This window comes from Pseudomonas sp. WOUb67 (genome assembly GCF_050058005.1).
In the GTDB taxonomy this organism is placed as follows: Bacteria; Pseudomonadota; Gammaproteobacteria; order Pseudomonadales; family Pseudomonadaceae; genus Aquipseudomonas; species Aquipseudomonas putida_R.
The window spans coordinates 690,221-713,961 of sequence record NZ_CP170112.1 but is presented as its reverse complement, the minus strand read 5'-3'; the positions used below and the strand labels follow the sequence as shown (position 1 = coordinate 713,961).

General features: G+C 60.7%; 19 protein-coding genes. 9 read left to right on the top strand and 10 right to left on the bottom strand.

From position 1 onward, the window contains the following. Positions 1 to 4: 4 nt before the first annotated feature. The 7 genes from rsmG to rpmH all read right to left on the bottom strand — a co-directional run bounded on the left by rsmG (position 5) and on the right by rpmH (position 7,056). Entirely contained in the window at positions 5 to 655 is a 651-nt protein-coding gene (rsmG, locus tag ABOC32_RS03165; RefSeq protein ID WP_426810115.1) for a 16S rRNA (guanine(527)-N(7))-methyltransferase RsmG, read from the bottom strand. Next, positions 652 to 2,544, bottom strand: coding sequence for a tRNA uridine-5-carboxymethylaminomethyl(34) synthesis enzyme MnmG (mnmG, locus tag ABOC32_RS03160; RefSeq protein WP_041168155.1), 1,893 nt, complete (start codon positions 2,542 to 2,544; stop codon positions 652 to 654). The genes rsmG and mnmG overlap by 4 nt, the downstream gene beginning before the upstream one ends. Before the next feature lie 577 nt (positions 2,545 to 3,121). After that, positions 3,122 to 4,492: a tRNA uridine-5-carboxymethylaminomethyl(34) synthesis GTPase MnmE gene (gene mnmE, locus ABOC32_RS03155; protein WP_426810114.1), complete on the bottom strand. Its 1,371-nt coding sequence runs from the start codon at positions 4,490 to 4,492 to the stop codon at positions 3,122 to 3,124. Between the two features lie 88 nt (positions 4,493 to 4,580). Further along, positions 4,581 to 6,263 carry a membrane protein insertase YidC gene (gene yidC / locus ABOC32_RS03150; RefSeq protein ID WP_016502301.1) on the bottom strand — a complete coding sequence of 561 codons (1,683 nt, stop codon included), beginning with the start codon at positions 6,261 to 6,263 and terminating at the stop codon, positions 4,581 to 4,583. Between the two features lie 2 nt (positions 6,264 to 6,265). After that, positions 6,266 to 6,511, bottom strand: coding sequence for a membrane protein insertion efficiency factor YidD (gene yidD, locus ABOC32_RS03145; RefSeq protein WP_080642832.1), 246 nt, complete (start codon positions 6,509 to 6,511; stop codon positions 6,266 to 6,268). Then, positions 6,504 to 6,908: a ribonuclease P protein component gene (gene rnpA / locus ABOC32_RS03140; protein ID WP_003253166.1), complete on the bottom strand. Its 405-nt coding sequence runs from the start codon at positions 6,906 to 6,908 to the stop codon at positions 6,504 to 6,506. Before rnpA ends, yidD begins: the two co-directional genes overlap by 8 nt. Positions 6,909 to 6,921: 13 nt before the next feature. Beyond that, positions 6,922 to 7,056: a 50S ribosomal protein L34 gene (gene rpmH / locus ABOC32_RS03135; protein WP_003253163.1), complete on the bottom strand. Its 135-nt coding sequence runs from the start codon at positions 7,054 to 7,056 to the stop codon at positions 6,922 to 6,924. Between the two features lie 596 nt (positions 7,057 to 7,652). Here rpmH and dnaA point away from each other — a divergent pair. The 4 genes from dnaA to gyrB are packed head-to-tail and all read left to right on the top strand — an operon-like array spanning position 7,653 to position 13,885. After that, positions 7,653 to 9,197 (top strand): chromosomal replication initiator protein DnaA, encoded by a 1,545-nt coding sequence (gene dnaA, locus ABOC32_RS03130; RefSeq protein WP_426810113.1) that lies wholly within the window; start codon positions 7,653 to 7,655, stop codon positions 9,195 to 9,197. A gap of 40 nt (positions 9,198 to 9,237) precedes the next feature. Continuing rightward, positions 9,238 to 10,341: a DNA polymerase III subunit beta gene (gene dnaN / locus ABOC32_RS03125; protein ID WP_016497344.1), complete on the top strand. Its 1,104-nt coding sequence runs from the start codon at positions 9,238 to 9,240 to the stop codon at positions 10,339 to 10,341. Between the two features lie 15 nt (positions 10,342 to 10,356). Next, positions 10,357 to 11,460, top strand: coding sequence for a DNA replication/repair protein RecF (gene recF / locus ABOC32_RS03120; protein ID WP_043199928.1), 1,104 nt, complete (start codon positions 10,357 to 10,359; stop codon positions 11,458 to 11,460). A gap of 4 nt (positions 11,461 to 11,464) precedes the next feature. Continuing rightward, the gene (gene gyrB / locus ABOC32_RS03115; RefSeq protein ID WP_426810112.1) at positions 11,465 to 13,885 is read left to right on the top strand and encodes a DNA topoisomerase (ATP-hydrolyzing) subunit B; all 2,421 of its coding nucleotides are present in this window, start codon (positions 11,465 to 11,467) and stop codon (positions 13,883 to 13,885) included. 63 nt (positions 13,886 to 13,948) lie between these two features. On the opposite strand, the gene ABOC32_RS03110 is transcribed toward gyrB, so the two are convergent. Next, a complete protein-coding gene (locus tag ABOC32_RS03110; protein ID WP_426810111.1) occupies positions 13,949 to 14,356 on the bottom strand; it encodes an RcnB family protein in 408 nt (135 codons plus the stop codon). A 306-nt stretch (positions 14,357 to 14,662) separates the two neighbouring features. Next, the gene (locus ABOC32_RS03105; protein WP_426810110.1) at positions 14,663 to 15,955 is read right to left on the bottom strand and encodes a sigma-54 interaction domain-containing protein; all 1,293 of its coding nucleotides are present in this window, start codon (positions 15,953 to 15,955) and stop codon (positions 14,663 to 14,665) included. Positions 15,956 to 16,176: 221 nt separating this feature from the next. Here ABOC32_RS03105 and ABOC32_RS03100 point away from each other — a divergent pair, with 221 nt between their 5' ends. The 3 genes from ABOC32_RS03100 to ABOC32_RS03090 are packed head-to-tail and all read left to right on the top strand — an operon-like array spanning position 16,177 to position 19,184. Continuing rightward, entirely contained in the window at positions 16,177 to 17,061 is an 885-nt protein-coding gene (locus tag ABOC32_RS03100; RefSeq protein ID WP_426810109.1) for an MBL fold metallo-hydrolase, read from the top strand. A 39-nt stretch (positions 17,062 to 17,100) separates the two neighbouring features. Further along, entirely contained in the window at positions 17,101 to 18,369 is a 1,269-nt protein-coding gene (locus ABOC32_RS03095; protein ID WP_426810108.1) for an NAD(P)/FAD-dependent oxidoreductase, read from the top strand. Beyond that, a complete protein-coding gene (locus ABOC32_RS03090) occupies positions 18,366 to 19,184 on the top strand; it encodes a sulfite exporter TauE/SafE family protein (RefSeq protein ID WP_426810107.1) in 819 nt (272 codons plus the stop codon). The genes ABOC32_RS03095 and ABOC32_RS03090 overlap by 4 nt, the downstream gene beginning before the upstream one ends. Here the strand turns inward: ABOC32_RS03090 and ABOC32_RS03085 are convergent. Next, on the bottom strand, positions 19,173 to 20,060 hold the full coding sequence (locus tag ABOC32_RS03085) for a LysR family transcriptional regulator (RefSeq protein WP_426810106.1): 888 nt from the start codon (positions 20,058 to 20,060) through the stop codon (positions 19,173 to 19,175). The genes ABOC32_RS03090 and ABOC32_RS03085 overlap by 12 nt on opposite strands. Before the next feature lie 238 nt (positions 20,061 to 20,298). Between ABOC32_RS03085 and ABOC32_RS03080 the strand changes: the two genes are divergently transcribed. Both ABOC32_RS03080 and ABOC32_RS03075 read left to right on the top strand, forming a co-directional pair. Next, positions 20,299 to 21,945: a GMC family oxidoreductase gene (locus ABOC32_RS03080; RefSeq protein ID WP_426810105.1), complete on the top strand. Its 1,647-nt coding sequence runs from the start codon at positions 20,299 to 20,301 to the stop codon at positions 21,943 to 21,945. A gap of 97 nt (positions 21,946 to 22,042) precedes the next feature. Continuing rightward, entirely contained in the window at positions 22,043 to 23,662 is a 1,620-nt protein-coding gene (locus tag ABOC32_RS03075; protein WP_234226170.1) for an MFS transporter, read from the top strand. Positions 23,663 to 23,741 lie beyond the last annotated feature (79 nt).

The following is a 23,741-nucleotide window of genomic DNA, read 5'->3' as shown; positions in this document are numbered from 1 at the left end:
CCAGTCATGCCTTGCGGCGCAGTATCAGCAGATGGCGCTGGCCCTGGCAACCTGGAACGGTCAGGGCCTGTTCGCTTTCCACTGTGAAGTCTGCGGGCAATGCTACCAGTTCATCGGCAGGATGCAGCCCCTTCATTGCAAGCCATTGCGTCCCGGTGTCGCCCAGATGGCGGGTCCAGTTGGTGAAGTTCTCCATGCTGCTGAAGGCGCGGGAGATGATTCCGTCGAACGGCTGAGCCGGCTGGAAGGCTTCGACCCGGCTGTGGATAACCGTGAGGTTGTCCAGTTTGAGCTCCATTTTCACCTGGGTCAGGAAGCGGGTCTTCTTGCCGTTGGAGTCCAGCACCGTCACGCGCTTGTGCGGATGCAGGATAGCCAACGGAATACCCGGCATGCCACCGCCGCTGCCAACATCCAGCCAGTTGTCACGCTCGCTGTGGATAAACGACATGACGCTCAGGCTGTCGAGCAGATGGCGCGACACCATCTCGTCCGGGTCGCGCACGGCCGTGAGGTTGTAGGCTTTGTTCCATTTGATCAACAGGGCCAGGTAGCCAAGCAGTTTCTCGTGCTGCTCGGCGCTCAGCTCGACACCGAGCTGACGCGCGCCTGTGGACAACTCTTCAGCGTGTTGCGGGGTGACCAGGGAACTCAAGCGCTTTGCTCCAATTCGCGGCCAGCGCCGCGTTTTTTCAAGTAAATCAGCAACAGGGAAATCGCCGCCGGGGTCACGCCCGGGATGCGCGAAGCCTGGCCCAGGGTTTCCGGGCGGGTCTGGCCAAGCTTGCCCTGGATCTCCTTGGACAGGCCGGAGATCGTCGTGTAGTCGATATCCACAGGCAGGCGGGTGTCTTCGCTGGCGCGCAGGCGAGCGATTTCATCCTGCTGACGGTCGATGTAGCCCGCGTACTTGGTGCGGATCTCGACCTGCTCGGCGACCTGTGGATCGATTGCGTCACCGCCGGTCGCCTCGATCAACCCGGCGTAGTCGATTTCCGGGCGAGCCAGCAGGTTGAGCAGGCTGTACTCGTGGCTGAGTGGCGTGCCGAACTTATCCACAATGGCTTGGCCTTGTTCGGTGTTCGGCCGAACCCAGGTCGACTTCAGGCGCTGTTCCTCACGCTCGATGCCGTCACGCTTGGCGCAGAAGGCCGCCCAGCGCTGATCGTCGATCAGGCCCAGTTCACGGCCCTTCTCGGTCAGGCGCAGGTCGGCGTTGTCTTCGCGCAGGATCAGGCGGTACTCGGCGCGCGAGGTGAACATGCGGTACGGCTCCTGGGTACCCAGGGTGATCAAGTCGTCGACCAGTACGCCGATGTACGCCTCGTCGCGGCGCGGGCACCAGCTTTCTCGGCCCTGTGCGCGCAATGCGGCGTTGGTCCCGGCCAGCAGGCCCTGGGCACCGGCTTCTTCGTAACCGGTGGTGCCGTTGATCTGCCCGGCGAAGAACAGGCCGCCGATGACTTTGGTCTCGAGGCTGTACTTGAGGTCACGCGGGTCGAAGTAGTCGTACTCGATGGCGTAGCCCGGGCGGACGATGTGGGCGTTTTCCATGCCGCGGATCGAACGCACCAGCTCCAGCTGCACGTCGAACGGCAGCGAAGTGGAAATACCGTTGGGGTAAAGCTCATGGGTGTTCAGGCCTTCCGGCTCGATGAACACCTGGTGGCTTTCCTTGTCGGCAAAGCGGTGGATCTTGTCTTCGATCGATGGGCAGTAGCGCGGCCCGACGCCTTCGATCACACCCGAGTACATCGGCGAACGATCAAGGTTCGAGGCGATGATCTCGTGGGTACGCGCATTGGTGTGGGTAATCCAGCAGCTCACCTGCCGCGGGTGCATTTCGGCATTGCCCATGAAGGACATGACCGGGATCGGCGTATCACCTGGCTGCTCGGTCATCACCGAGAAATCCACAGAGCGGCCATCGATGCGTGGCGGCGTCCCGGTTTTCAGGCGGCCGACGCGCAGCGGCAGTTCACGCATGCGGTGGGCCAGGGCGATAGAGGGTGGATCGCCGGCACGGCCGCCGGAATGGTTTTGCAAACCAATGTGGATAAGCCCGCCCAGGAAGGTACCGGTGGTCAGTACCACCGATTCGGCGAAGAAACGCAAACCCATCTGGGTAACTACGCCCTTGACCTGGTCCTGCTCGACGATCAGGTCGTCGCAGGACTGCTGGAATATCCACAGGTTCGGCTGGTTTTCCAGGATTTCACGCACCACCGCCTTGTAGATGGCGCGATCGGCCTGTGCACGGGTGGCGCGTACCGCCGGGCCCTTGCGGTTGTTCAGAACGCGGAACTGGATGCCGCTCTTGTCGGTGGCCAGCGCCATGGCGCCGCCGAGGGCATCGATCTCTTTGACCAGATGGCTTTTGCCAATACCGCCGATGGCGGGGTTGCAGCTCATGTGACCGAGGGTTTCCACGTTATGGGTCAGCAGCAGGGTTTTCACACCCATGCGTGCAGACGCAAGCGCAGCCTCGGTACCGGCATGGCCGCCGCCGATGACGATCACTTCAAAACGGGAAGGGAAATCCACCACGCACCTCGTGCCTGTTTTTGCGAATAGAGAAGGTAAGCCGACAAGTATAGGGACTTCACCCCCTTTAAAGAAACCGTCTGAGCAAATTTTGACCAGTCTGTGGATGAGTGGCAGACAACAGAAATCAACAAGAAGAAATTTATAAAAGCTTTGTTTTTATGTTTATTCTTATGCACAACGATATCTGTGGATAAAGTCTTGTAGATCACGAATGGCGCTATGTAGAGAGAAATTAAACCCTGTTATTGGAGTGCCATGAGGGCTATGGATAACGCCATTTAGCCTGTGGATGAAATGGCTATTTACCCACAGGCGGATTTCTCCTCAGGAAAAAAGCCTGCTTATCAACCGAGCTGAAGGCGAGTTTTCCACAGGGCTCCTGAGCCCACATTTGTGTCTGTTCATGAAAATGATCAGCCTGTGCCGGCCTCTTCGCGGGTGAACCCGCTCCCACAGAGCGCTCGACCAGCCTCAGATAGAGCGCAATTTCTGCAGTAGCAGCCTTTGGGTACGAATTTCGGGCAAAAAAAAGCCGCTCCTGAAGGAGCGGCGTCTGGAATTGCCAGGCTGTGGATTACTTGCCGATGCAGAAGCTGGAGAAAATCCGCCCCAGCAGGTCATCCGAGCTGAATGCCCCGGTAATTTCCCCCAGGGCATGCTGTGCCTGGCGCAAGTCCTCTGCCAGCAGCTCTCCTGCGCCCGCCAAGGTCAATTGGGCACGGCCGTGCTCCAGGTGCCCGCTGGCCTGGCGCAAGGCATCCAGGTGGCGCCGGCGGGCGCTGAAACCACTCTCTGCCGTCTGTTCGTAACCCATGCAGGCCTTCAGATGGTCGCGCAGCAGTTGCAGCCCTGTGTCGTCGCCCTTGGCGCTGAGGGTGATGGTCACATGGCCGTCATCGCACTGTTTTAGCGCTACCCGCTCGCCACTCAGGTCGGCCTTGTTGCGAATCAGCGTGACCTTGGCCGGGTCGGGCCGCTGATCGAGAAACTCGGGCCACAGGGCGAACGGGTCGCTGGCCTCGGGCGCGGTGGAGTCGACCACCAGCAACACACGATCGGCCTCGCCAATGGCCTTCAGGGCGCGTTCTACGCCGATCTTTTCCACATGGTCATCGGTATCGCGCAAACCGGCGGTATCGACCACGTGCAGCGGCATACCGTCGATGTGGATATGTTCGCGCAGGATGTCCCGGGTGGTGCCGGCGATATCGGTGACAATGGCCGCTTCCCGACCCGCCAGCTGGTTAAGCAGGCTCGACTTGCCGGCGTTCGGCCGCCCGGCGATGACCACCGTCATGCCGTCACGCAGCAAGGCACCCTGCCCGGCCTCACGTTGCACGGTGGATAACTCGGCGCGCACTGCATCGAGCATCGACAGCACGTGGCCATCTGCGAGGAAATCGATCTCCTCTTCAGGGAAGTCGATGGCTGCCTCGACGTAGATGCGCAGGGCAATCAGCGCCTCGGTCAGGCTGTGCACGCGCTTGGAGAATTCGCCCTGCAGCGAGCGCAAAGCGTTGCGCGCTGCCTGGCTGGAGCTGGCCTCGATCAGGTCGGCAATGGCTTCGGCCTGGGCCAGGTCGAGCTTGTCGTTGAGGAACGCGCGTTCGCTGAATTCACCCGGGCGGGCCAGGCGACAGCCAACTTGTACACAGCGCTGCAGCAGCATGTCCAGGACCACCGGGCCACCGTGGCCCTGCAGTTCCAGCACATCTTCGCCGGTGAACGAGTTCGGCCCAGGGAAGAACAGCGCAATCCCCTCGTCCAGCACCCGCCCTTCATCGTCGCGGAACGGACCGTAATGGGCATGGCGAGGGGTCAGCGTACGGCCGGTGATCAACTGCCCGGCCTTGCTGGCCAGCGGGCCGGACAACCTGACAATACCCACACCACCGCGGCCTTGGGCGGTAGCGATGGCGGCGATGGTTTCACGCACAGTGTTCATGCTCGAAAGCCTCTACGACAAAAACGACAGATAGCAAAAACGCCCCACTAGGGGGCGTTTTTTATTCACAGGCTAGCGTACTAGCCCGTCAAGCAGCAGCTTTTTTGGTGGCTGCTTCGATACGGCGAGTGATGTACCACTGCTGCGAAATCGACAGGCAGTTGTTCACAACCCAGTACAGCACCAGACCAGCCGGGAACCACAGGAAGAAGAAGGTGAAGATGATCGGCATCATTTTCATCACCTTGGCCTGCATCGGATCCGGCGGCGTCGGGTTCAGGCGCTGCTGGATGAACATGGTGGCGCCCATGATGATCGGCAGGATGAAGAACGGATCCTTGATCGACAGGTCGGTAATCCACAGCATCCAAGGGGCCTGGCGCATTTCCACGCTTTCCAGCAGTACCCAGTACAGGGCCAGGAATACCGGCATCTGCACCAGGATCGGCAGGCAGCCGCCCAGCGGGTTGATCTTCTCTTTCTTGTACAGCTCCATCATCGCCTGGGACATCTTCTGGCGATCGTCACCGAAGCGTTCCTTCAGCGCGGCGAGCTTGGGCGCAACGGCACGCATGCGCGCCATGGAGCGGTAGCTGGCAGCCGACAGCGGGAAGAACAGGCCTTTGATCAGCATGGTCAGCACGATGATCGACCAGCCCCAGTTACCCAGCAGGCTGTGGATATGTTGCAGCAGCCAGAAGATCGGCTGGGCGATGAACCACAGGAAGCCGTAGTCGACGGTCAGTTCCAGGCCTGGGGACAACTCTTTCAGCTTGGACTGGATCTTCGGGCCGGCGTACAGCATGGCGCTGGTTTCGACCTTGCCACCAGCAGGTACGCTGAGGGCTGGGCCGGTGTAGCCGATGATGTAGTTGCCCTGGCTGTCCTTGCGGGTCTGAACAACGTTGTTGTCCGACTTGGCCGGAATCCAGGCGGTCACGAAGTAGTGTTGCAGCCATGCAACCCAGCCGCCGGACACATTTTCTTTCAAACTACCTTTGTCGATGTCCTTCATCGAGACCTTTTTGTAAGGCTCGGAAGCTGTCCACAGGGCTGCGCCCAGGTAGGTGGCGGTGCCAGTGGCAGTGCTGGAGGACGGATCGCCGCTGGCGTCACGCTTGAGCTGGGCAAACATGTTGCCGCTCCAGGCCTGGTCGCTCTGGTTGTCGATCAGGTAGCTGACATTCAGGTCGTACTCACCGCGCTTGAAGCTGAAGCGCTTGATGTAGTTGACACCGTTGTCGCTGAACTTCAGGTCGACCACCAGTTGTTCCTGGCCGTCGGCCAGCTGGTAGCTCTTCTGCTCGGCGGCATACAGCGGGCGACCGCTGGCGCGGGCATCTGGGCCGTTGGCACCAGTCAGACCGCTTTGTGCCAGGTAAACACGCTCACCACCGTTGTCGAACAACTGGAACGGAATGTTCGGGTGGTCTTGACGGCGTGGGTACTTCGGCAGGTTCAACTGGACGATGTCACCACCGACCGGATCGATAGCCAGTTCCAGAACGTCGGTCTTGACTCGGATCAGGTCCTTGCTGAGTGCGACCGGTGCCAGTTCGGCAGGGCTCGATTCGGCGTTGGCGCTCGGTACATCGGCGCTGGCGCCGTTGTTACCGGCCGGCACGCCATCGGGCAAGCCCGGAGCAACAGTGCTGGCAGCAGTATTCTGAGTCGGCAGGGCAGCCTGGCCGTAGTCATCGTTCCACTTCAGGACCATGACGTAGGACACGACTGCCAGCGCGGCGATCAGGATCGTGCGTTTAATATCCATGATTACTCGGCTATCGAAGAAGTTCGGGAGGAAGGAGCGGGTGGAACGGGGTCGAAACCGCCGTCATTCCACGGATGACAACGCCCCAGGCGACGAACGGCCAGCCACCCACCACGCCAGACGCCATGGTTTTCGATGGCTTCGTAGGCGTAACAGGAGCAACTGGGGAAAAAACGACAGTGGTTGGCCATCAGAGGACTAATGGCGTAACGGTAAAACTGGATCGGAACGAGTGCCAGTTTACGCATCTTGACTGTCTACCCCTGCGGAATTGGCGGTGACTGCTGGCGTTGGCCGGCTGCGCGCCAGACGTTTCCAGAGTTTGCCAAAGTGTTGGTGCAATTCCGGGTTTTCTATCTCACCCAATCCCTTGCGCGCGACGATCACGATGTCCAACCCGGCAAGCAGCTGCTGGTTCAGACGAAAGGAATCGCGCATCAAGCGCTTGAGGCGGTTGCGTTGAACGGCGAGCTTGACGCTCTTCTTGCCGATCACCAGGCCGAGACGAGGGTGATCGAGACCGTTCTCGCGAGCAAGGATCAGCAGGTTTTTCCCTGGAACCTTGCCGGTTGGGGAGTCGAAGACCGCTTTGAAGTGTCGGGGTGTAAGCAGTCGCTTTTCCCGACTGAAGTCCTGACTCACCACCTGTGCCGAAAAATCAAATGGCCAGACGCTTACGGCCTTTGGCACGACGACGCGACAGAACGGCGCGGCCGTTTTTGGTAGCCATACGGGCACGGAAACCGTGGGTGCGGGCGCGCTTGATGGTGCTTGGTTGGAAAGTACGTTTCATGGCGTGTTACCTGGTTTGTCGACGACGGGCCGGGATGGCCCCCTTTTTAAGAGACCGGCGATTCTAGAGAAAGCAAGCCCATAGGTCAATTTCCAACCAGCCTTTCCCTATAGGGCGTGTGATGGACGGTGCCTGCTCGTCCATCCTCGAGGGGGTGCTTGATCGGACACACGAATCGGGGACAACATGAAAAAAAAGAAGAGACATATAAAAAGCTTTTCTGAAGAACTTATAGATATTACGTGGATAACCTTCTGTGGATAAACATCTGTAGGCCACAAAAATCGGGCTGTACAGAGTTTTACAACGTTGTTCTCAACCGGTGCTGCGCTTGTTTTCATCGTGGTCGAAAGCTGTGGATTAAAATAGCATTTATCCACACAAGAGTTATCAACAGACTACGACCCAGGGTTGTGCATAGCCCTCATGGCCGCTTATCCACAGAGCTTATGCACAGTGCGGCAAAGCCGTTTTGGTCGATAAATGGCTGTTTTGTCATGGTTCCTAACGTGTCCACATGTGGATAACTGAACGCTCGACCGGTACAATGGCGGATTGTTTTTGCCTCATCCGGCTTTCAAACTCAGGGGATATCCGTGTCAGTGGAACTTTGGCAGCAGTGCGTGGAGCTTCTGCGCGATGAACTGCCTGCCCAGCAATTCAACACCTGGATCCGTCCGCTACAGGTCGAAGCCGAAGGCGACGAGTTGCGCGTCTATGCGCCTAACCGTTTCGTTCTCGATTGGGTCAATGAAAAGTACCTGGGCCGCTTGCTCGAGCTGTTGGGTGAAAACGGCAGCGGCATTGCGCCTGCCCTTTCCTTATTAATAGGCAGCCGTCGCAGCTCGGCTCCTCGGGCTGCGCCCAACGCGCCAGTCAGCGCCGCCGTGGCCGCTTCGCTGGCACAGACCCGGGCGCAGACCCAGGCTCAAAGGCCTGTGCCGGTAGCGGCAGCGGTCGAGCCCGCGGCTGTAACCACGGCAGAGCCTGTGCTGGTCAATGAACTGGCCGAGCCGTCGTCGCGTGACAGCTTCGATGCCATGGCCGAGCCCGTTTCGCCGCCAGCCAGCAATGCCCGGACCGAACAACGCACCGTGCAGGTGGAAGGTGCGCTCAAGCACACCAGCTACCTGAACCGCACCTTTACTTTCGACACCTTCGTCGAAGGTAAGTCGAACCAGTTGGCGCGCGCGGCTGCCTGGCAGGTGGCCGATAACCCCAAGCATGGCTATAACCCGCTGTTCCTGTATGGCGGCGTGGGCCTGGGTAAAACCCACCTCATGCATGCTGTGGGTAACCACCTGCTGAAGAAGAACCCGAACGCCAAGGTCGTGTACCTGCACTCGGAGCGCTTCGTCGCAGACATGGTCAAGGCGCTGCAGCTCAACGCCATCAACGAATTCAAGCGCTTCTACCGTTCGGTGGATGCGTTGCTGATCGACGATATCCAGTTCTTTGCCCGCAAAGAGCGCTCGCAGGAAGAGTTTTTCCACACCTTCAACGCCCTGCTTGAGGGCGGCCAGCAGGTAATTCTTACCTCTGACCGTTACCCCAAGGAGATCGAAGGCCTGGAAGAGCGCCTGAAGTCGCGCTTTGGTTGGGGGCTGACGGTGGCTGTAGAGCCACCCGAGCTGGAAACCCGCGTAGCGATCCTGATGAAGAAGGCCGACCAGGCCAAGGTCGAGCTGCCACATGATGCGGCCTTCTTCATTGCCCAGCGCATTCGCTCCAACGTACGTGAGCTTGAAGGTGCACTGAAGCGGGTGATTGCCCACTCGCACTTCATGGGCCGCGACATCACCATCGAGCTGATCCGTGAGTCGCTGAAAGACTTGCTGGCGCTGCAAGATAAGCTGGTGAGTGTGGATAACATTCAGCGAACCGTCGCCGAGTACTACAAGATCAAGATCTCTGATCTGTTGTCCAAGCGTCGTTCGCGTTCTGTCGCGCGTCCACGCCAGGTGGCCATGGCCCTGTCCAAGGAGCTGACCAACCACAGTCTGCCGGAAATCGGCGACATGTTCGGTGGTCGCGACCATACGACCGTGCTGCACGCCTGCCGCAAGATCAACGAATTGAAGGAATCCGACGCGGACATCCGCGAGGACTACAAGAACCTGCTGCGGACGCTGACGACCTGATGGCCGTCTGCGCAGCTAATTGAAGGCAAGGGACTAGACCATGCATTTCACCATTCAACGCGAAGCCCTGTTGAAACCCCTGCAACTGGTCGCCGGTGTCGTAGAGCGCCGTCAGACCTTGCCGGTCCTGTCCAACGTATTGCTGGTCGTACAAGGCCAGCAACTGTCGTTGACCGGTACCGACCTGGAAGTCGAACTGGTAGGCCGCGTACAACTGGAAGAGCCGGCCGAGCCTGGCGAAATCACTGTGCCGGCGCGCAAGCTGATGGACATCTGCAAAAGCTTGCCGAACGACGCCCTGATCGATATCAAGGTCGACGAGCAGAAATTGTTGGTGAAGGCCGGCCGCAGCCGTTTCACCCTGTCGACCCTGCCAGCCAATGACTTCCCGACTGTGGAAGAAGGCCCGGGCTCGCTGACCTGCAACCTGGAACAGAGCAAGCTGCGCCGCCTGATCGAACGCACCAGCTTCGCCATGGCCCAGCAGGATGTGCGCTACTACCTCAACGGCATGCTGCTTGAGGTTTCCCGCAACACCCTGCGCGCAGTCTCCACCGACGGCCACCGCCTGGCGCTGTGCTCCATGACCGCGCCGATCGAGCAGGAGGATCGCCACCAGGTCATCGTGCCACGCAAAGGTATCCTGGAGCTGGCGCGCCTGCTGACCGACCCGGAAGGCATGGTCAGTATCGTTCTGGGCCAGCATCACATCCGCGCCACCACCGGTGAATTCACCTTCACCTCCAAGCTGGTGGATGGCAAGTTCCCGGACTACGAGCGTGTACTGCCCAAGGGCGGCGACAAGCTGGTGGTCGGTGACCGCCAGGCGCTGCGTGAAGCCTTCAGCCGTACTGCGATTCTTTCCAACGAAAAGTACCGCGGTATTCGCCTGCAACTGGCTGCTGGCCAACTGAAGATCCAGGCCAACAACCCTGAGCAGGAAGAAGCGGAAGAAGAGATCAGCGTGGACTACGAAGGTAGCTCGCTGGAAATCGGCTTCAACGTCAGCTACCTGCTGGACGTGCTGGGCGTGATGACAACCGAGCAAGTTCGTCTGATCCTGTCCGATTCCAACAGCAGTGCCCTGCTGCAGGAAGCCGGCAATGACGACTCTTCCTACGTTGTCATGCCGATGCGCCTGTAACCTGTAGCAGGCGAAATGTCCCTTCGACGGATCATGGTCACCGCGGTGCGCAACTTGCACCCGGTGACACTCTCGCCCTCCCCCCGCATCAACATCCTTTACGGCGCCAACGGCAGTGGCAAGACCAGCGTGCTTGAAGCTGTGCACTTGCTCGGGCTGGCGCGGTCATTTCGCAGCACCCGCCTGAACCCGGTCATCCAGTACGAGCAGCCTGCCTGTACCGTGTTCGGCGAAGTGCAGTTGGCCGAAGGTGGCACCAGCAACCTGGGTGTGTCCCGAGAGCGGCAGGGAGATTTCACCATACGCATCGATGGGCAAAACGCGCGTAGCGCGGCCCAGCTGGCAGAATTACTGCCACTGCAGCTCATCAACCCAGACAGTTTCCGGCTGTTGGAAGGTGCCCCGAAAATACGCCGCCAGTTCCTGGATTGGGGTGTGTTCCACGTGGAACCTCGTTTTCTGCCTGCCTGGCAACGGCTGCAGAAGGCGCTGCGGCAGCGGAACTCATGGTTGCGTCATGGTACACTTGACGCAGCTTCGCAAGCCGCCTGGGACCGGGAATTGTGCCTGGCCAGCGCGGAAATAGATGAATACCGTCGCAACTACATCAAGGCCTTGAAGCCTGTCTTCGAGCGAACCCTGAGCGAACTGGTCGAGCTGGACGGGTTGACCCTGAGCTACTACCGAGGCTGGGACAAGGACCGGGAACTGCAAGAAGTACTCGCATCCTCTCTCCTTCGCGATCAGCAGATGGGCCATACCCAGGCCGGTCCGCAGCGTGCTGATTTGCGTCTTCGTCTGGCTGCCAACAACGCGGCCGACATCCTGTCGCGTGGTCAGCAAAAGCTGGTGGTGTGCGCATTGCGCATTGCCCAAGGCCACCTCGTTAGCCAGGCTCGCCGTGGTAACTGTATTTATCTCGTGGATGACTTGCCGTCCGAACTGGACGACAAGCATCGCCGCGCGCTGTGCCGCTTGCTTGAAGAATTACGCTGCCAGGTGTTCATCACCTGTGTAGATCACGAATTACTGAGGGAAGGCTGGCAGACGGAAACGCCAGTTGCTTTGTTCCACGTGGAACAAGGCCGTATCACCCAGACCCACGACCATCGGGAGTGAAGGCATGAGCGAAAATCAAACGTACGACTCCTCCAGCATCAAGGTGCTGAAAGGTTTGGATGCCGTACGCAAGCGTCCCGGCATGTACATTGGCGACACCGATGATGGTAGCGGCCTGCACCACATGGTCTTCGAGGTGGTCGACAACTCGATCGACGAAGCCCTCGCCGGTCACTGCGATGACATCACCGTCATCATCCACACGGACGAATCCATCAGTGTGCGCGACAACGGTCGCGGCATTCCGGTCGACGTGCATAAGGAAGAAGGCGTTTCTGCAGCCGAGGTCATCATGACCGTACTGCACGCCGGCGGTAAGTTCGACGATAACTCCTACAAGGTATCCGGCGGCCTGCACGGCGTAGGTGTTTCTGTTGTGAACGCCCTGTCCGAGAAGCTCGTACTTACTGTTCGCCGTAGCGGCAAGATCTGGGAACAGACCTACGTTCATGGCGTACCACAAGCGCCGATGGCGGTTGTCGGTGAAAGCGAAACCACCGGTACCCACATCCACTTCAAGCCGTCGGCTGAAACCTTCAAGAATATTCACTTCAGCTGGGACATCCTGGCCAAGCGTATTCGCGAGTTGTCGTTCCTCAACTCGGGCGTTGGCATTCTGCTGAAGGATGAGCGCAGCGGTAAGGAAGAGTTCTTCAAGTACGAAGGCGGCCTGCGTGCGTTCGTCGAGTACCTGAACACCAACAAGACGCCCGTCAACTCCCAGGTGTTCCACTTCAACGTTCAGCGTGAAGATGGCGTGGGCGTGGAAGTCGCTCTGCAGTGGAACGACAGCTTCAACGAAAACCTGCTGTGCTTCACCAACAACATTCCGCAGCGTGACGGCGGTACTCACCTGGTGGGCTTCCGTTCTTCGCTGACCCGTAGCCTGAACAGCTACATCGAACAGGAAGGCCTGGCGAAGAAGAACAAGGTGGCGACCACGGGTGACGACGCCCGTGAAGGCCTGACCGCGATCATCTCGGTCAAGGTGCCGGACCCCAAGTTCAGCTCGCAGACCAAAGACAAGCTGGTTTCCTCGGAGGTGAAAACCGCCGTGGAACAGGAGATGAACAAGTACTTCTCCGACTTCCTGCTGGAGAACCCGAACGAGGCCAAGGCGGTCGTTGGCAAGATGATCGACGCCGCTCGTGCGCGTGAAGCAGCACGTAAAGCCCGTGAGATGACTCGCCGCAAAGGGGCGCTGGATATCGCCGGCCTGCCAGGCAAGTTGGCGGACTGCCAGGAGAAGGACCCTGCCCTTTCCGAACTGTACCTGGTGGAGGGTGACTCCGCAGGTGGCTCGGCCAAGCAAGGTCGTAACCGTCGCACCCAGGCGATCTTGCCGCTGAAGGGTAAGATCCTCAACGTCGAGAAAGCACGCTTCGACAAGATGATCTCGTCCCAGGAAGTGGGCACGCTGATCACTGCGCTTGGCTGCGGTATCGGTCGCGAAGAGTACAACATCGACAAGCTGCGTTATCACAACATCATCATCATGACCGATGCTGACGTTGACGGTTCGCACATCCGTACCCTGCTGCTGACCTTCTTCTTCCGTCAGTTGCCGGAGCTGGTCGAGCGTGGCTACATCTACATTGCCCAGCCGCCACTGTACAAGGTCAAGAAAGGTAAGCAGGAGCAGTACATCAAGGACGACGAGGCCATGGAAGAGTACATGACCCAGTCGGCCCTGGAAGACGCAAGCCTGCACCTGGACGAGTCGGCGCCAGCGGTTTCCGGTGTGCAGCTGGAAGCGCTGGTGAACGAATTCCGCTCTGTCATGAAGACGCTCAAGCGCCTGTCTCGCCTGTACCCGGAAGAGCTGACCGAGCACTTCATCTACCTGCCTGAGGTGACCCTGGAGCAGTTGGGTGACCACGCGGTGATGCAAGCCTGGCTTGCCCAGTTCCAGGAACGTCTGAACAGCAGCCAGAAGTCTGGCCTGGCTTACAGCGCCAGCCTGCGTGAAGACAAAGAGCGCAACGTATGGCTGCCAGAAGTGGAAATCACCTCCCACGGCCTGGCCAGCTACATCACCTTCAACCGCGACTTCTTCGGCAGCAATGACTACCGCACGGTGGTCAACGTGGGTGCCAAGCTGTCCACCCTGTTGGGTGAAGGTGCTTACGTACAACGCGGTGAGCGCCGCAAGGCAATCGTCGAGTTCAAGGAAGGCCTGGACTGGCTGATGAACGAGACCACCAAGCGCCACACCATCCAGCGATACAAAGGGCTGGGTGAGATGAACCCGGACCAGCTGTGGGAAACCACCATGGACCCGACCGTTCGCCGCATGCTCAAGGTCACCATCGAGGATGCGATCGCAGCTGACCAGATCTTCAACACCCTGATGGGTGATGCAGTCGAGCCGCGTCGTGAGTTCATCGAAAGCAACGCGCTGTCGGTATCGAACCTGGACTTTTGATCAGGTGTAAATCGACAGACACTAAAAAGCCCGCTGATGCGGGCTTTTTAGTGTCTGCAAAAATCAGTAACCGGTAAGGATGTTCACGATCCTGCCATTGGCGATCGACATCAACACATAGTCGCCGTTGACGTACAGCCAACGGTGGTCACGCGGTGGCGCATACAGGTGGCGCGCTTTCCAGTCGGTGACCCAGTAACGGTCACCCCGGTAATGCGGGTCCACGGCATGACCACGCTGCCATTGCTGATGAGGTATTGGCATGCCCTGTTGTGGGCGGAAGTTCGGGTCACGATAAGCAGGCCCTCGGCCATTGTCATGTCGGCCCTGTTGCTGCGGCTGACCATGAGGCGGGTTGCCTTGGTGTGATGGGCCGCCATCATGTCGATCGGGTGGGCCCGGCTGCGCGAAGCTGGCCAACGGTGCGCTGAGCATGAGCGCGGCGCAGATCACGGTTAGGGTTTTCTTCATTTGATGCGGTCCTCTGCCTGTTATCGCCTGGCCAGTGCTGGCTGCCAGATTCGGTTAACTGATCAGACCATGATTTTTTACGTTTAATGTCAGGGCAGAGGTAAAGGTCCGGTAAAGGTCTGAAGGCGAACGATCTGTAGGAGACTACCCAGCCCGCTGTGCGCATAGAACAAGGCTTCGGCAAGCGCCGCTTTATCCTGTGGGAGCGGGCGTGCCCGCGAACACCGGCGCAGCCGGTGCCCTGCAGCGCGTCGTATTCTTCGCGGGCACGCCCGCTCCCACAGATTTTGCGTTTGCCAACATTCGTCAGTTCAGCCCGAGGGCCTTCAAGCGGCGATAGAGGGTACGTTCACTCATGCCAAGATGGCTGGCCAGTTCGCTACGCGAACCTTTGAACTCTTCCAGCGCCTGCGCCAGCTCACTCAGGTTGTTGCGACCGCCGCCTGCCTTGATCGCCCCCACCGGCCCGATATCTTCCGGCAAGTGCTCAGGCCGGATCAGCCCGTCATCGGCAAACAGCCGCGCCCTTTCCAGTATGTTGCGCAGCTCGCGGATATTGCCCGGAAACGGATGCAACCCAAGTTGCTGCAAGGCATCGTCACTCAGCCTGGGCGTTGGCTTGCCGGCCATGCGCTGCAGCAGGCTCTGCGCAAGCAGCGGCAGGTCTTCCACCCGCTCGCGCAATGCCGGCAAGCGGATCGGGAAACCGCTGATGCGGTAATACAGGTCTTCACGGAAGGTGCCATCGGCAACCATCTGTTTGAGCGGTTTGTGAGTGGCCGATACCAGGCGGAAATCCGAATGCACCGTGCGCAGGCTGCCCACCGGGCGGAAGCTGCCGGACTCGATCAGACGCAACAGTTTCACCTGCATCGCCAGCGGCACTTCGCCGATTTCGTCGAGGAACAGGGTGCCTCCATGGGCCGCCTCGGCCAGGCCGATCTTGCGTTGGTTGGCACCGGTGAACGCGCCTTTCTCATAACCGAACAACTCGCTTTCGAACAACGACTCCGTCAGGCCAGTGCAGTCGACTACAACCAGCGGGCCGTTGGCCCTGGGGCTGCCCATGTGCACCGCACGGGCGAACAGTTCTTTACCGCTACCCGATTCACCCTGCAGCAACACCGGGATCTGCGCTGGCGCCGCCCGTTGCAGGCTGGCCAAGGCGGCCTTGAAGGCGGGTGCGCGGCCGACCAGGCCCTGCTCCTGAGGTTGCGCTGACGCGAGGGTGATGGTGGTCAGGCGCTCGACAAAGGCCACCACCCTGCCCTGTTCATCCAGAATCGGTCGCAGCTCGACATCCACATGCTCGGGGCCGCGTGGCGTGTGATGAACATGCAGCACCCGCTCGGGCACCTTGCTGTCCCACGCCTTGCGCAGGGGGCAATGCTCGCCGGCCTGATCGCACGGTACGGCATAGTGGTGCGAGACCTTGTGGCACTTCTCACCCAGTGGGGCCTGGTCATGGCGGCCGAACTGGCGGCGATAGGCGGCATTGGCCGCCAGGATGTTGTAGTCGGTGTCCAGCACGATGGCTGGCAGGGCATCGTGCTCAAGGTAGGAAACCAGAGCTAGGATGAGGTGATGGGTTTGAGGCATGACGGCACCGTATGGATGACCGGCGCAGGGTAACAAGGACTGCCAATCACTGCCATTGGCTGACAGTCGACTGCCACATGCTCTGCCACTATTGCTGCCAGTTGTTTGCCACGGGCCGGTTTCATTGGCCCAAGCGCGTTAAAAAGCCTGGCATGCATCTTGATAAACCTCCTGTCACTGCCTACGCCTTACAAGGCGGGGCGGATAAATTGGAGAACGTGATGATCATCGGCAACAACCTTCACGTGGACGCCTTTTACGACAAGGCGACCTCGACCATCAGCTACCTGGTCATGGACCGTGAAACCCGGCAATGCGCATTGATCGACAGCGTGCTGGATTACGACCCCAAGTCCGGGCGCACCTGCAGCGCTTCGGCGGACCGCCTGATCGAACGGGTGACCGAACTGAATGCCAGCGTGCGCTGGGTGCTGGAAACCCATGTGCACGCCGACCATCTTTCCGCGGCGGCCTACCTGAAGGAAAAACTGGGCGGCCATACCGCTATCGGCGCGCACATCACCCAGGTGCAGAAAGTATTCGGCACCTTGTTCAATGCAGAGCCTGGCTTTGCCCGTGATGGCAGCCAGTTCGATGTGCTGCTCGAAGACGAGGAAGGTTTCCGTATCGGCAACCTGCACGCCAGGGCGCTGCACACGCCCGGGCACACACCCGCGTGCATGAGTTTCATGATCGAAGACGCCGGTGAGATCGCAGTGTTTGTGGGTGACACCCTGTTCATGCCCGACTACGGTACTGCCCGCTGCGACTTCCCGGGGGCCGATGCCCGTACCCTGTATCGCTCGATCCGCCGTCTGCTGGCTTTCCCCGACCAGACCCGGCTGTTCATGTGCCACGACTACCTGCCAGGTGGTCGCGACATGCAGTACGTCACCACCGTGGCCGAGCAGCGCGCCAGCAACATTCACATTCACCAGGGCATCGATGAGGACAGTTTCGTCGCCATGCGCGAAGCCCGTGACAAGACCCTCGACATGCCGGTGCTGATCCTGCCTTCGGTGCAGGTGAACATGCGAAGCGGCCAGCTCCCCGCGCCGGAAGAGAACGGCGTGCGCTATCTGAAAATTCCGCTGAACAAGCTGTAACCGCCCTGCCCCATAATCAGATTTCCAGGATTTACCGCCATGCCTGCCTTGTTGTCCCCTGCCAATACCGACCACCACAAAGTCGTCATCGTCGGTGCCGGTGCCGCTGGTATCGCCACCGCTTCCAGCCTGATCAGCCGTGACCCGTCGCTGGACGTTGCCTTGATCGACCCCGCCGACGTGCATTACTACCAACCCGGCTGGACCATGGTCGGTGCCGGTGTGTTCAAGGCACCTAGCACCGCCCGCACCATGGCCTCGACCATCCCGCGCGGTGTGCGCTGGGTCAAGGCGCGGGTGCAGGGGTTCGACCCTCTGGGGCAGTTGGTCATCCTCGAAGACGGCCGCGCCATCAGCTACGAACAGCTGGTGGTCTGCCCCGGGCTCACGCTGGACTGGGCAGCCATCGAAGGGCTCAGCGAAACCCTGGGTCGCAACGGTGTTACCTCCAACTACCGCTACGACCTCGCGCCCTACACCTGGGAGCTGGTGCAGAAACTCAAGCAAGGCCGCGCCGTGTTCAGCCAGCCGCCCATGCCGATCAAATGTGCGGGCGCACCGCAGAAGGCGCTGTACCTGTCTTGCGACCACTGGTTGCGCAATGGCCATCTTGGCGCGGTGAAAGCCAGCTTCTTCAATGCCGGTGCAGTCTTGTTCGGTGTGGCGGACTATGTGCCCGCGCTGATGAAGTACATCGAAAAATACGCCGTGGACCTCAATTTCTCCCACCGACTGGTCGCCGTGGACGGCCCGAACAAGCGCGCCACCTTCGAGCGCACCTTGCCCGATGGCAGCAGCGAAACGCGCATCGAAGTTTTCGACATGCTCCACGTGGTACCGCCACAAGTGGCGCCGGCGTTTATTCGCGAAAGCCCGTTGGCCGACAATGGCGGCTGGGTCGATGTCGACCCGCATACCCTGCGCCATCGCAAGTACACCAACATCCATGCGCTGGGTGACGTGGCCAATACCAGCAACGCCAAGACCGCCGCAGCGGCCCGTAAGCAGGCGCCGGTCGTGGCCAACAACGTGCTGGTGGCACTGGGTCGGCTGCCTACCCTCGCCCAGTACGATGGCTATGGTTCGTGCCCGCTGACGGTAGAGCGCGGCAAAATCGTCCTGGCCGAGTTCACCTATGGCGGCAAGCTGGCACCGAGCTTCCCCAACTGGTTGCTGGATGGCCGCAAACCGACACGCCTGGCCTGGTTGCTCAAGGCGCAAGCGCTGCCGCCGTTGTACTGGCAAGGCATGCTCAAGGGCCGCGAGTGGCTGGCACGCCCACAGCTGGTAGCCGAGGGTGGGCAGTGATCGAACATCAATTGCTGGGGGCAGGCCTGGGCGCGATCATCGGTGCGGTGCTGGCGTTGACCGGTGCAGGCGGTGGCATTCTCGCCGTGCCCTTGCTGGTGTTCGGCCTGGGGCTGTCGATGGTCGAGGCAGCACCGGTCGGCCTGTTGGCCGTAGGCATGGCGGCGGCGGTTGGCGCGGTGCTGGGCTTGCGCCAAGGGTTGGTACGTTACCGTGCGGCGCTGTTTATCGCGCTGATCGGCGTAGCGGCGGCGCCGTTCGGGCTGATGCTGGCGCACCGCTTGCCGAATACACCCTTGCAGCTGGTGTTTGCCGGGGTGCTGGTGTACGCCTGCCTGCGTATCTGGCGCAAGGCTGCCAAGGAACTGCGCGGTGAGGCCAACGACGCCCATCGCTACATCGAACCCTGTGTGCTGAACCCGTTGCAAGGCCGCTTGCGCTGGACCCTGCCCTGCGCGCGTGCCCTGGCATTTACCGGTGCCTTGTCCGGGTTGCTGTCTGGTCTGCTGGGGGTTGGCGGCGGTTTCGTCATCATCCCGGCCCTGAACCGCTATACCAACCTGCGCATGGCCAGCATCGTGTCCACTTCGCTGGCGGTGATCGCACTGGTGTCCACCGGCAGTGTGGTCAGCGCCAGCCTGGCGGGTGTCATGCATTGGCAGGTTGGGGCCCCGTTCGCAGCAGGCGCGGTGCTCGGCCTACTGCTGGCGCGGCCATTGGCGGCCAGGCTGGCCGGGCCGCGTTTGCAGCAGATGTTTGCGGTGGCCGGTTGGACGGCGGCATTGCTGCTGGCCGGCAAGGCGCTATGGGGCTAGCAGCGCGTCCTGCTCTGCCGCGCACAGCGCCAGCAGGTAGTCCCACACCACCCGCAGGCGCACTGACTTGTGCAGCTCGCGGCGGGTGCAGATCCAGTAGCTGCGCTGGATGGTCTCGCCAGGCAGTACGCGCACCAGCGTCGGGTCGTCGTGAGCCATGTAGTTGGGCAGTACGGCGATGCCCAGCCCGGCGCGGGCGGCAGCCTGTTGGGCAATGACGCTGGTGCTGCGAAACACCACGGTCGGCGCCCGGCAGAAACTGTTGAGAAACAGCAGCTCCTGGCTGAACAGCAGGTCGTCTACGTAGCCGATCCAGTTGTGCCGGGCCAGGTCCTCACGGTTGCGCAACGGCGGTGCCCGGTCCAGGTACTCCTGGCTGGCGTACAGCGCCAGGCGGTAGTCGGTGAGCTTGCGGGTGATCAACAGGTCGGCGTTGGGCCGTTCCAGGTGGATGCTGATCTCCGCTTCGCGGTTGAGGATGCTGACAAAGCGCGGCACCGCCACCAGTTCCACCTCCAGGCCCGGGTAGCGCTCGAACAGCGCATTCATGCGCGGGGTGAAGAACATGATGCCAATGCCTTCGGTTACCCCCAGGCGAATCTTGCCCAGCGGGGTGATGGCCTGGGTGATTTCTTCCTGCGCCAGCAGCGCGACGTTTTCCATGGCTTCGGCGTGTTTGAGCAGGGCCTGGCCCGAGGGCGTCAGCTCGTAGCCCTGGGCATGTTGCACGAACAGCGCGGTGCCCAGGCTTTGCTCGATGCTCTCGATATGCCGGGCCACGGTGCTGTGGGTAGTGTTGAGACGCTTGGCGGCGGTGAGCAGCCGGCCGCTGCGCTGCAACTCGAGGAAAAACCGCAGATCGTTCCAGTCGAACATGCTGATCCTTGTGGCTGTTCGTCCGGCCCTTTCGCGGGTAAACCCGCTCCCACAGGGCCGGCGCTGGTGCTGGAGGCTGCGCGGTCACTGTGGGAGCGGGTTCACCCGCGAAGAGGCCGGTACAGGCTTACCCCTGTGCTAAAACGCACAACGGCTGCGCGAAATCTCGTGTTTCACCCACGAAATTACGCACTAAGATGGATCGGGACAAGAATAAAAAACGGGCGCGAGGTTACACATGCCATCAGCCGATTCTGTCTTCGACTACGTGGTCGTAGGGGCCGGTCCTGCCGGTTGCCTGCTGGCCAATCGTTTGTCCGCCGACCCTTCCTGCCGCGTACTGCTGCTGGAAGCGGGTGGCCGCGACAACTATCCCTGGATTCACATTCCCGTCGGCTATCTCTATTGCATCGGCAACCCGCGTACCGACTGGTGCTTCAAGACCGAGGCCCAGCCTGGCCTTGGTGGTCGCGCCCTGGGCTACCCGCGTGGCAAGGTGCTCGGCGGCTGCTCCTCGATCAACGGCATGATCTACATGCGCGGCCAGGCAGCCGACTATGACCGCTGGGCCGAGCAAGGCAACGACGGCTGGGCCTGGAAGGACGTGCTGCCGCTGTTCAAGGCCAGCGAAAACCACTTCGCCGGCGCCAGCGAGCACCACGGCGGAGAAGGCGAATGGCGGGTAGAGCGCCAGCGCTACAGCTGGCCGATCCTCGATGCTTTCCGTGATGCGGCCGAGCAAAGCGGCATCGCCAAAATCGACGACTTCAACACCGGCGACAACCAGGGCTGTGGATACTTTCAGGTCAACCAGCGCAGCGGCGTGCGCTGGAACGCCTCCAAAGCCTTCCTGCGGCCGATAAAGGAGCGCGCCAACCTCACGGTGCTGACCGGCGTTCAGGTTGACCAGGTATTGCTCAACAACACCCGGGCGCGGGCGGTGAAAGCATTTTGGCAAGGCGCCTGGCACGAGTTTGCGGCGCGTCGCGAGATTATCCTGTGCGCCGGCGCCGTTGGTTCACCCGGTATTCTGCAGCGCTCCGGCATCGGCCCGCGCCAGCTGCTGGAAAGCCTGGGCATTGGTGTACGCCACGATATGCCGGGCGTGGGTGGCAACCTTCAGGACCACCTGCAACTGCGCCTGATCTACCAGATCCGCAACACCCGCACCTTGAACCAGATGGCCAACAGCCTTTGGGGCAAGATGGGCATGGGCCTGCGTTACCTCTATGACCGCAGCGGCCCGCTCGCCATGGCGCCCAGCCAGCTGGGCGCGTTCGTGCGTTCGAGCCCGGAGCAGGCCACCGCCAACCTGCAGTACCACGTACAGCCGCTGTCACTGGAGCGCTTCGGTGAGCCGCTGCACGCGTTCCCTGCCTTTACCGCGTCGGTGTGCAACCTGCGCCCGGCCAGCCGCGGGCGTATCGATATCCGCAGCACCGACATGAACAGCACGCCGCTGATCGACCCCAACTACCTCAGCGACCCACAGGACCTGCGCGTGGCCGCCGATGCCATCCGCCTCACCCGGCGCATCGTTCAGGCCCCAGCCCTTGCAGCGTTCGACCCCAAGGAATACCTGCCAGGCCCAGCCCTGCAAACCGAGCAAGACCTGTTCGAGGCAGCCGGCAAGATCGGCACGACTATCTTCCACCCTGTCGGTACCTGCCGCATGGGCAGCGGTGCCCTGGACGTTGTGGATAACCAGCTGCGCGTGCACGGCATCCCCGGTTTGCGCGTGGCCGATGCCTCGATCATGCCGCAGATCACCTCCGGTAATACCTGTTCACCGACCCTGATGATCGCCGAGAAGGCGGCGCAACTGATCCTCAAAGGAGCTGCTACCCAAACCTACTTGAACGAAGACGCGATACCGACCCCCTGACCCGGGTGCGTGCAACACCGGCGGCTCGCGGTCAGAAGCCGCCGACAGTGGAACAAAAAGAATAATCACTGTGGCCTGCGGGCCGAGGACAGCAACGATGTCGGATTACATCCAGGAACAGGGTGCGGCGGCCAGCAGCTCCAGCCGCCGTGAAGAACGCAAGATCATTTTCGCGTCATCCCTCGGGACGGTTTTCGAGTGGTATGACTTTTTTCTCTACGGAGCGTTGGCAGCGGTCATCAGCAAGCAGTTCTTTGCCGGGGTGAACGACACCACCGCCTTCATCTTCGCCCTCATGGCCTTTGCCGCCGGCTTCCTGGTGCGGCCGTTCGGTGCATTGGTGTTCGGTCGCCTGGGCGACATGATCGGGCGCAAGTACACGTTCCTGGTCACCATCGTGCTGATGGGCCTGTCCACCTTCGCCGTGGGGCTGTTGCCCACCTATGCCAGCATCGGCATTGCCGCACCGATCATCCTGGTGATCCTGCGCATGCTGCAGGGGCTGGCGCTGGGCGGTGAGTACGGCGGTGCTGCCACCTATGTGGCCGAGCACGCACCCCAAGGCAAACGGGGCTTCTACACCGGTTTCATCCAGTCCACCGCCACCCTTGGCCTGTTGCTGTCGCTGCTGGTGGTGCTGGGCAGCCGCTACATCAGTGGCGACCAGTTCGAAACCTGGGGCTGGCGCTTGCCGTTCCTGCTGTCGATCGTGCTGCTGGCCATCTCCACCTGGATCCGCATGAGCATGCACGAGTCGCCGGCCTTCGTGAAAATGAAGGCCCAGGGCAAGGTCAGCAAGTCGCCGATCCGTGAGTCGTTCACCTCCTGGCCGAACCTGAAAGTGGTGCTTACCGCCCTGTTCAGCATCAACGCCGGGCAAGCCGTGACCTTCTACACGGCGCAGTTCTACGTGCTGTTCTTCATGACCCAGATGCTGAAGATGGACCCGGCCCAGGCCAATACCCTGCTGATCATCAGTGTGGTGATCGGTGCGCCGTTCTTCGTGTTCTTCGGCTGGTTGTCGGACCGCATCGGCCGCAAGCCGATCCTGATGCTCGGCCTGCTGTTGGCCACGGTGTTGTACTTCCCGCTGTTCAAGGCGCTGAGCCACTACGCCAACCCTCAGATCGACGCTGCCAGCCGGCAGGCGCCAATCGTTGTCACCGCCGACCCGCAAAGCTGCACCTTCCAGTTCGACCCGGTGGGCAAGGCGCGTTTCGACAGCCCGTGCGACAAGGTCAAGACGTTCCTGGTCAAGCAGGGCCTGCCGTACAGCTCGGTAAGCGTGGCCGGCAGTGATGTGGTGGTCAACATTGGTGAAAAGGCCATCAATGGCTTCGACGAAGCGGCCATGCGCACCGCCGTGGAGCAAGCAGGCTACCCGGCCAAAGCCGACCCGGGGCAGGTCAATCAGGTGATGGTGGTGGTGCTGATCGTGGCGATGATCCTGATCGCGACCATGACCTATGGCCCGCTGGCAGCCGTGATGGTCGAACTGTTCCCCACCCGTATCCGTTACACCTCGATGTCCCTGCCCTACCATATTGGTAATGGCTGGTTCGGCGGCTTCCTGCCAACCGTATCGTTCGCCTTGGTTGTGTATACCGGGGATATCTTCTACGGGCTGTGGTACCCGGTGCTGGTGACCGGGATCAGTTTGGTGGTGGGGATTTTCTGCCTTAAAGAGACCAAGGATGTGGATCTCGACAAGGTCTGATGCTGTTCACAGGGCACAAAAAAACCGGCTGTAAAAGCCGGTTTTTTTATGCCCCGAAAAAACTTATGCACGATTTTAA

What these genes read in the sequence shown, in the direction of transcription:
- mnmE (WP_426810114.1), bottom strand. Translation starts at nt 4,492, where the DNA reads ATGAACACTGTGCGTGAAACCATCGCCGCCATCGCTACCGCCCAAGGC.
- yidC (WP_016502301.1), bottom strand. Translation starts at nt 6,263, where the DNA reads ATGGATATTAAACGCACGATCCTGATCGCCGCGCTGGCAGTCGTGTCC.
- yidD (WP_080642832.1), bottom strand. Translation starts at nt 6,511, where the DNA reads ATGCGTAAACTGGCACTCGTTCCGATCCAGTTTTACCGTTACGCCATT.
- rpmH (WP_003253163.1), bottom strand. Translation starts at nt 7,056, where the DNA reads ATGAAACGTACTTTCCAACCAAGCACCATCAAGCGCGCCCGCACCCAC.
- dnaN (WP_016497344.1), top strand. Translation starts at nt 9,238, where the DNA reads ATGCATTTCACCATTCAACGCGAAGCCCTGTTGAAACCCCTGCAACTG.
- recF (WP_043199928.1), top strand. Translation starts at nt 10,357, where the DNA reads ATGTCCCTTCGACGGATCATGGTCACCGCGGTGCGCAACTTGCACCCG.
- gyrB (WP_426810112.1), top strand. Translation starts at nt 11,465, where the DNA reads ATGAGCGAAAATCAAACGTACGACTCCTCCAGCATCAAGGTGCTGAAA.
- ABOC32_RS03110 (WP_426810111.1), bottom strand. Translation starts at nt 14,356, where the DNA reads ATGAAGAAAACCCTAACCGTGATCTGCGCCGCGCTCATGCTCAGCGCA.
- ABOC32_RS03105 (WP_426810110.1), bottom strand. Translation starts at nt 15,955, where the DNA reads ATGCCTCAAACCCATCACCTCATCCTAGCTCTGGTTTCCTACCTTGAG.
- ABOC32_RS03100 (WP_426810109.1), top strand. Translation starts at nt 16,177, where the DNA reads ATGATCATCGGCAACAACCTTCACGTGGACGCCTTTTACGACAAGGCG.
- ABOC32_RS03095 (WP_426810108.1), top strand. Translation starts at nt 17,101, where the DNA reads ATGCCTGCCTTGTTGTCCCCTGCCAATACCGACCACCACAAAGTCGTC.
- ABOC32_RS03085 (WP_426810106.1), bottom strand. Translation starts at nt 20,060, where the DNA reads ATGTTCGACTGGAACGATCTGCGGTTTTTCCTCGAGTTGCAGCGCAGC.
- ABOC32_RS03080 (WP_426810105.1), top strand. Translation starts at nt 20,299, where the DNA reads ATGCCATCAGCCGATTCTGTCTTCGACTACGTGGTCGTAGGGGCCGGT.
- ABOC32_RS03075 (WP_234226170.1), top strand. Translation starts at nt 22,043, where the DNA reads ATGTCGGATTACATCCAGGAACAGGGTGCGGCGGCCAGCAGCTCCAGC.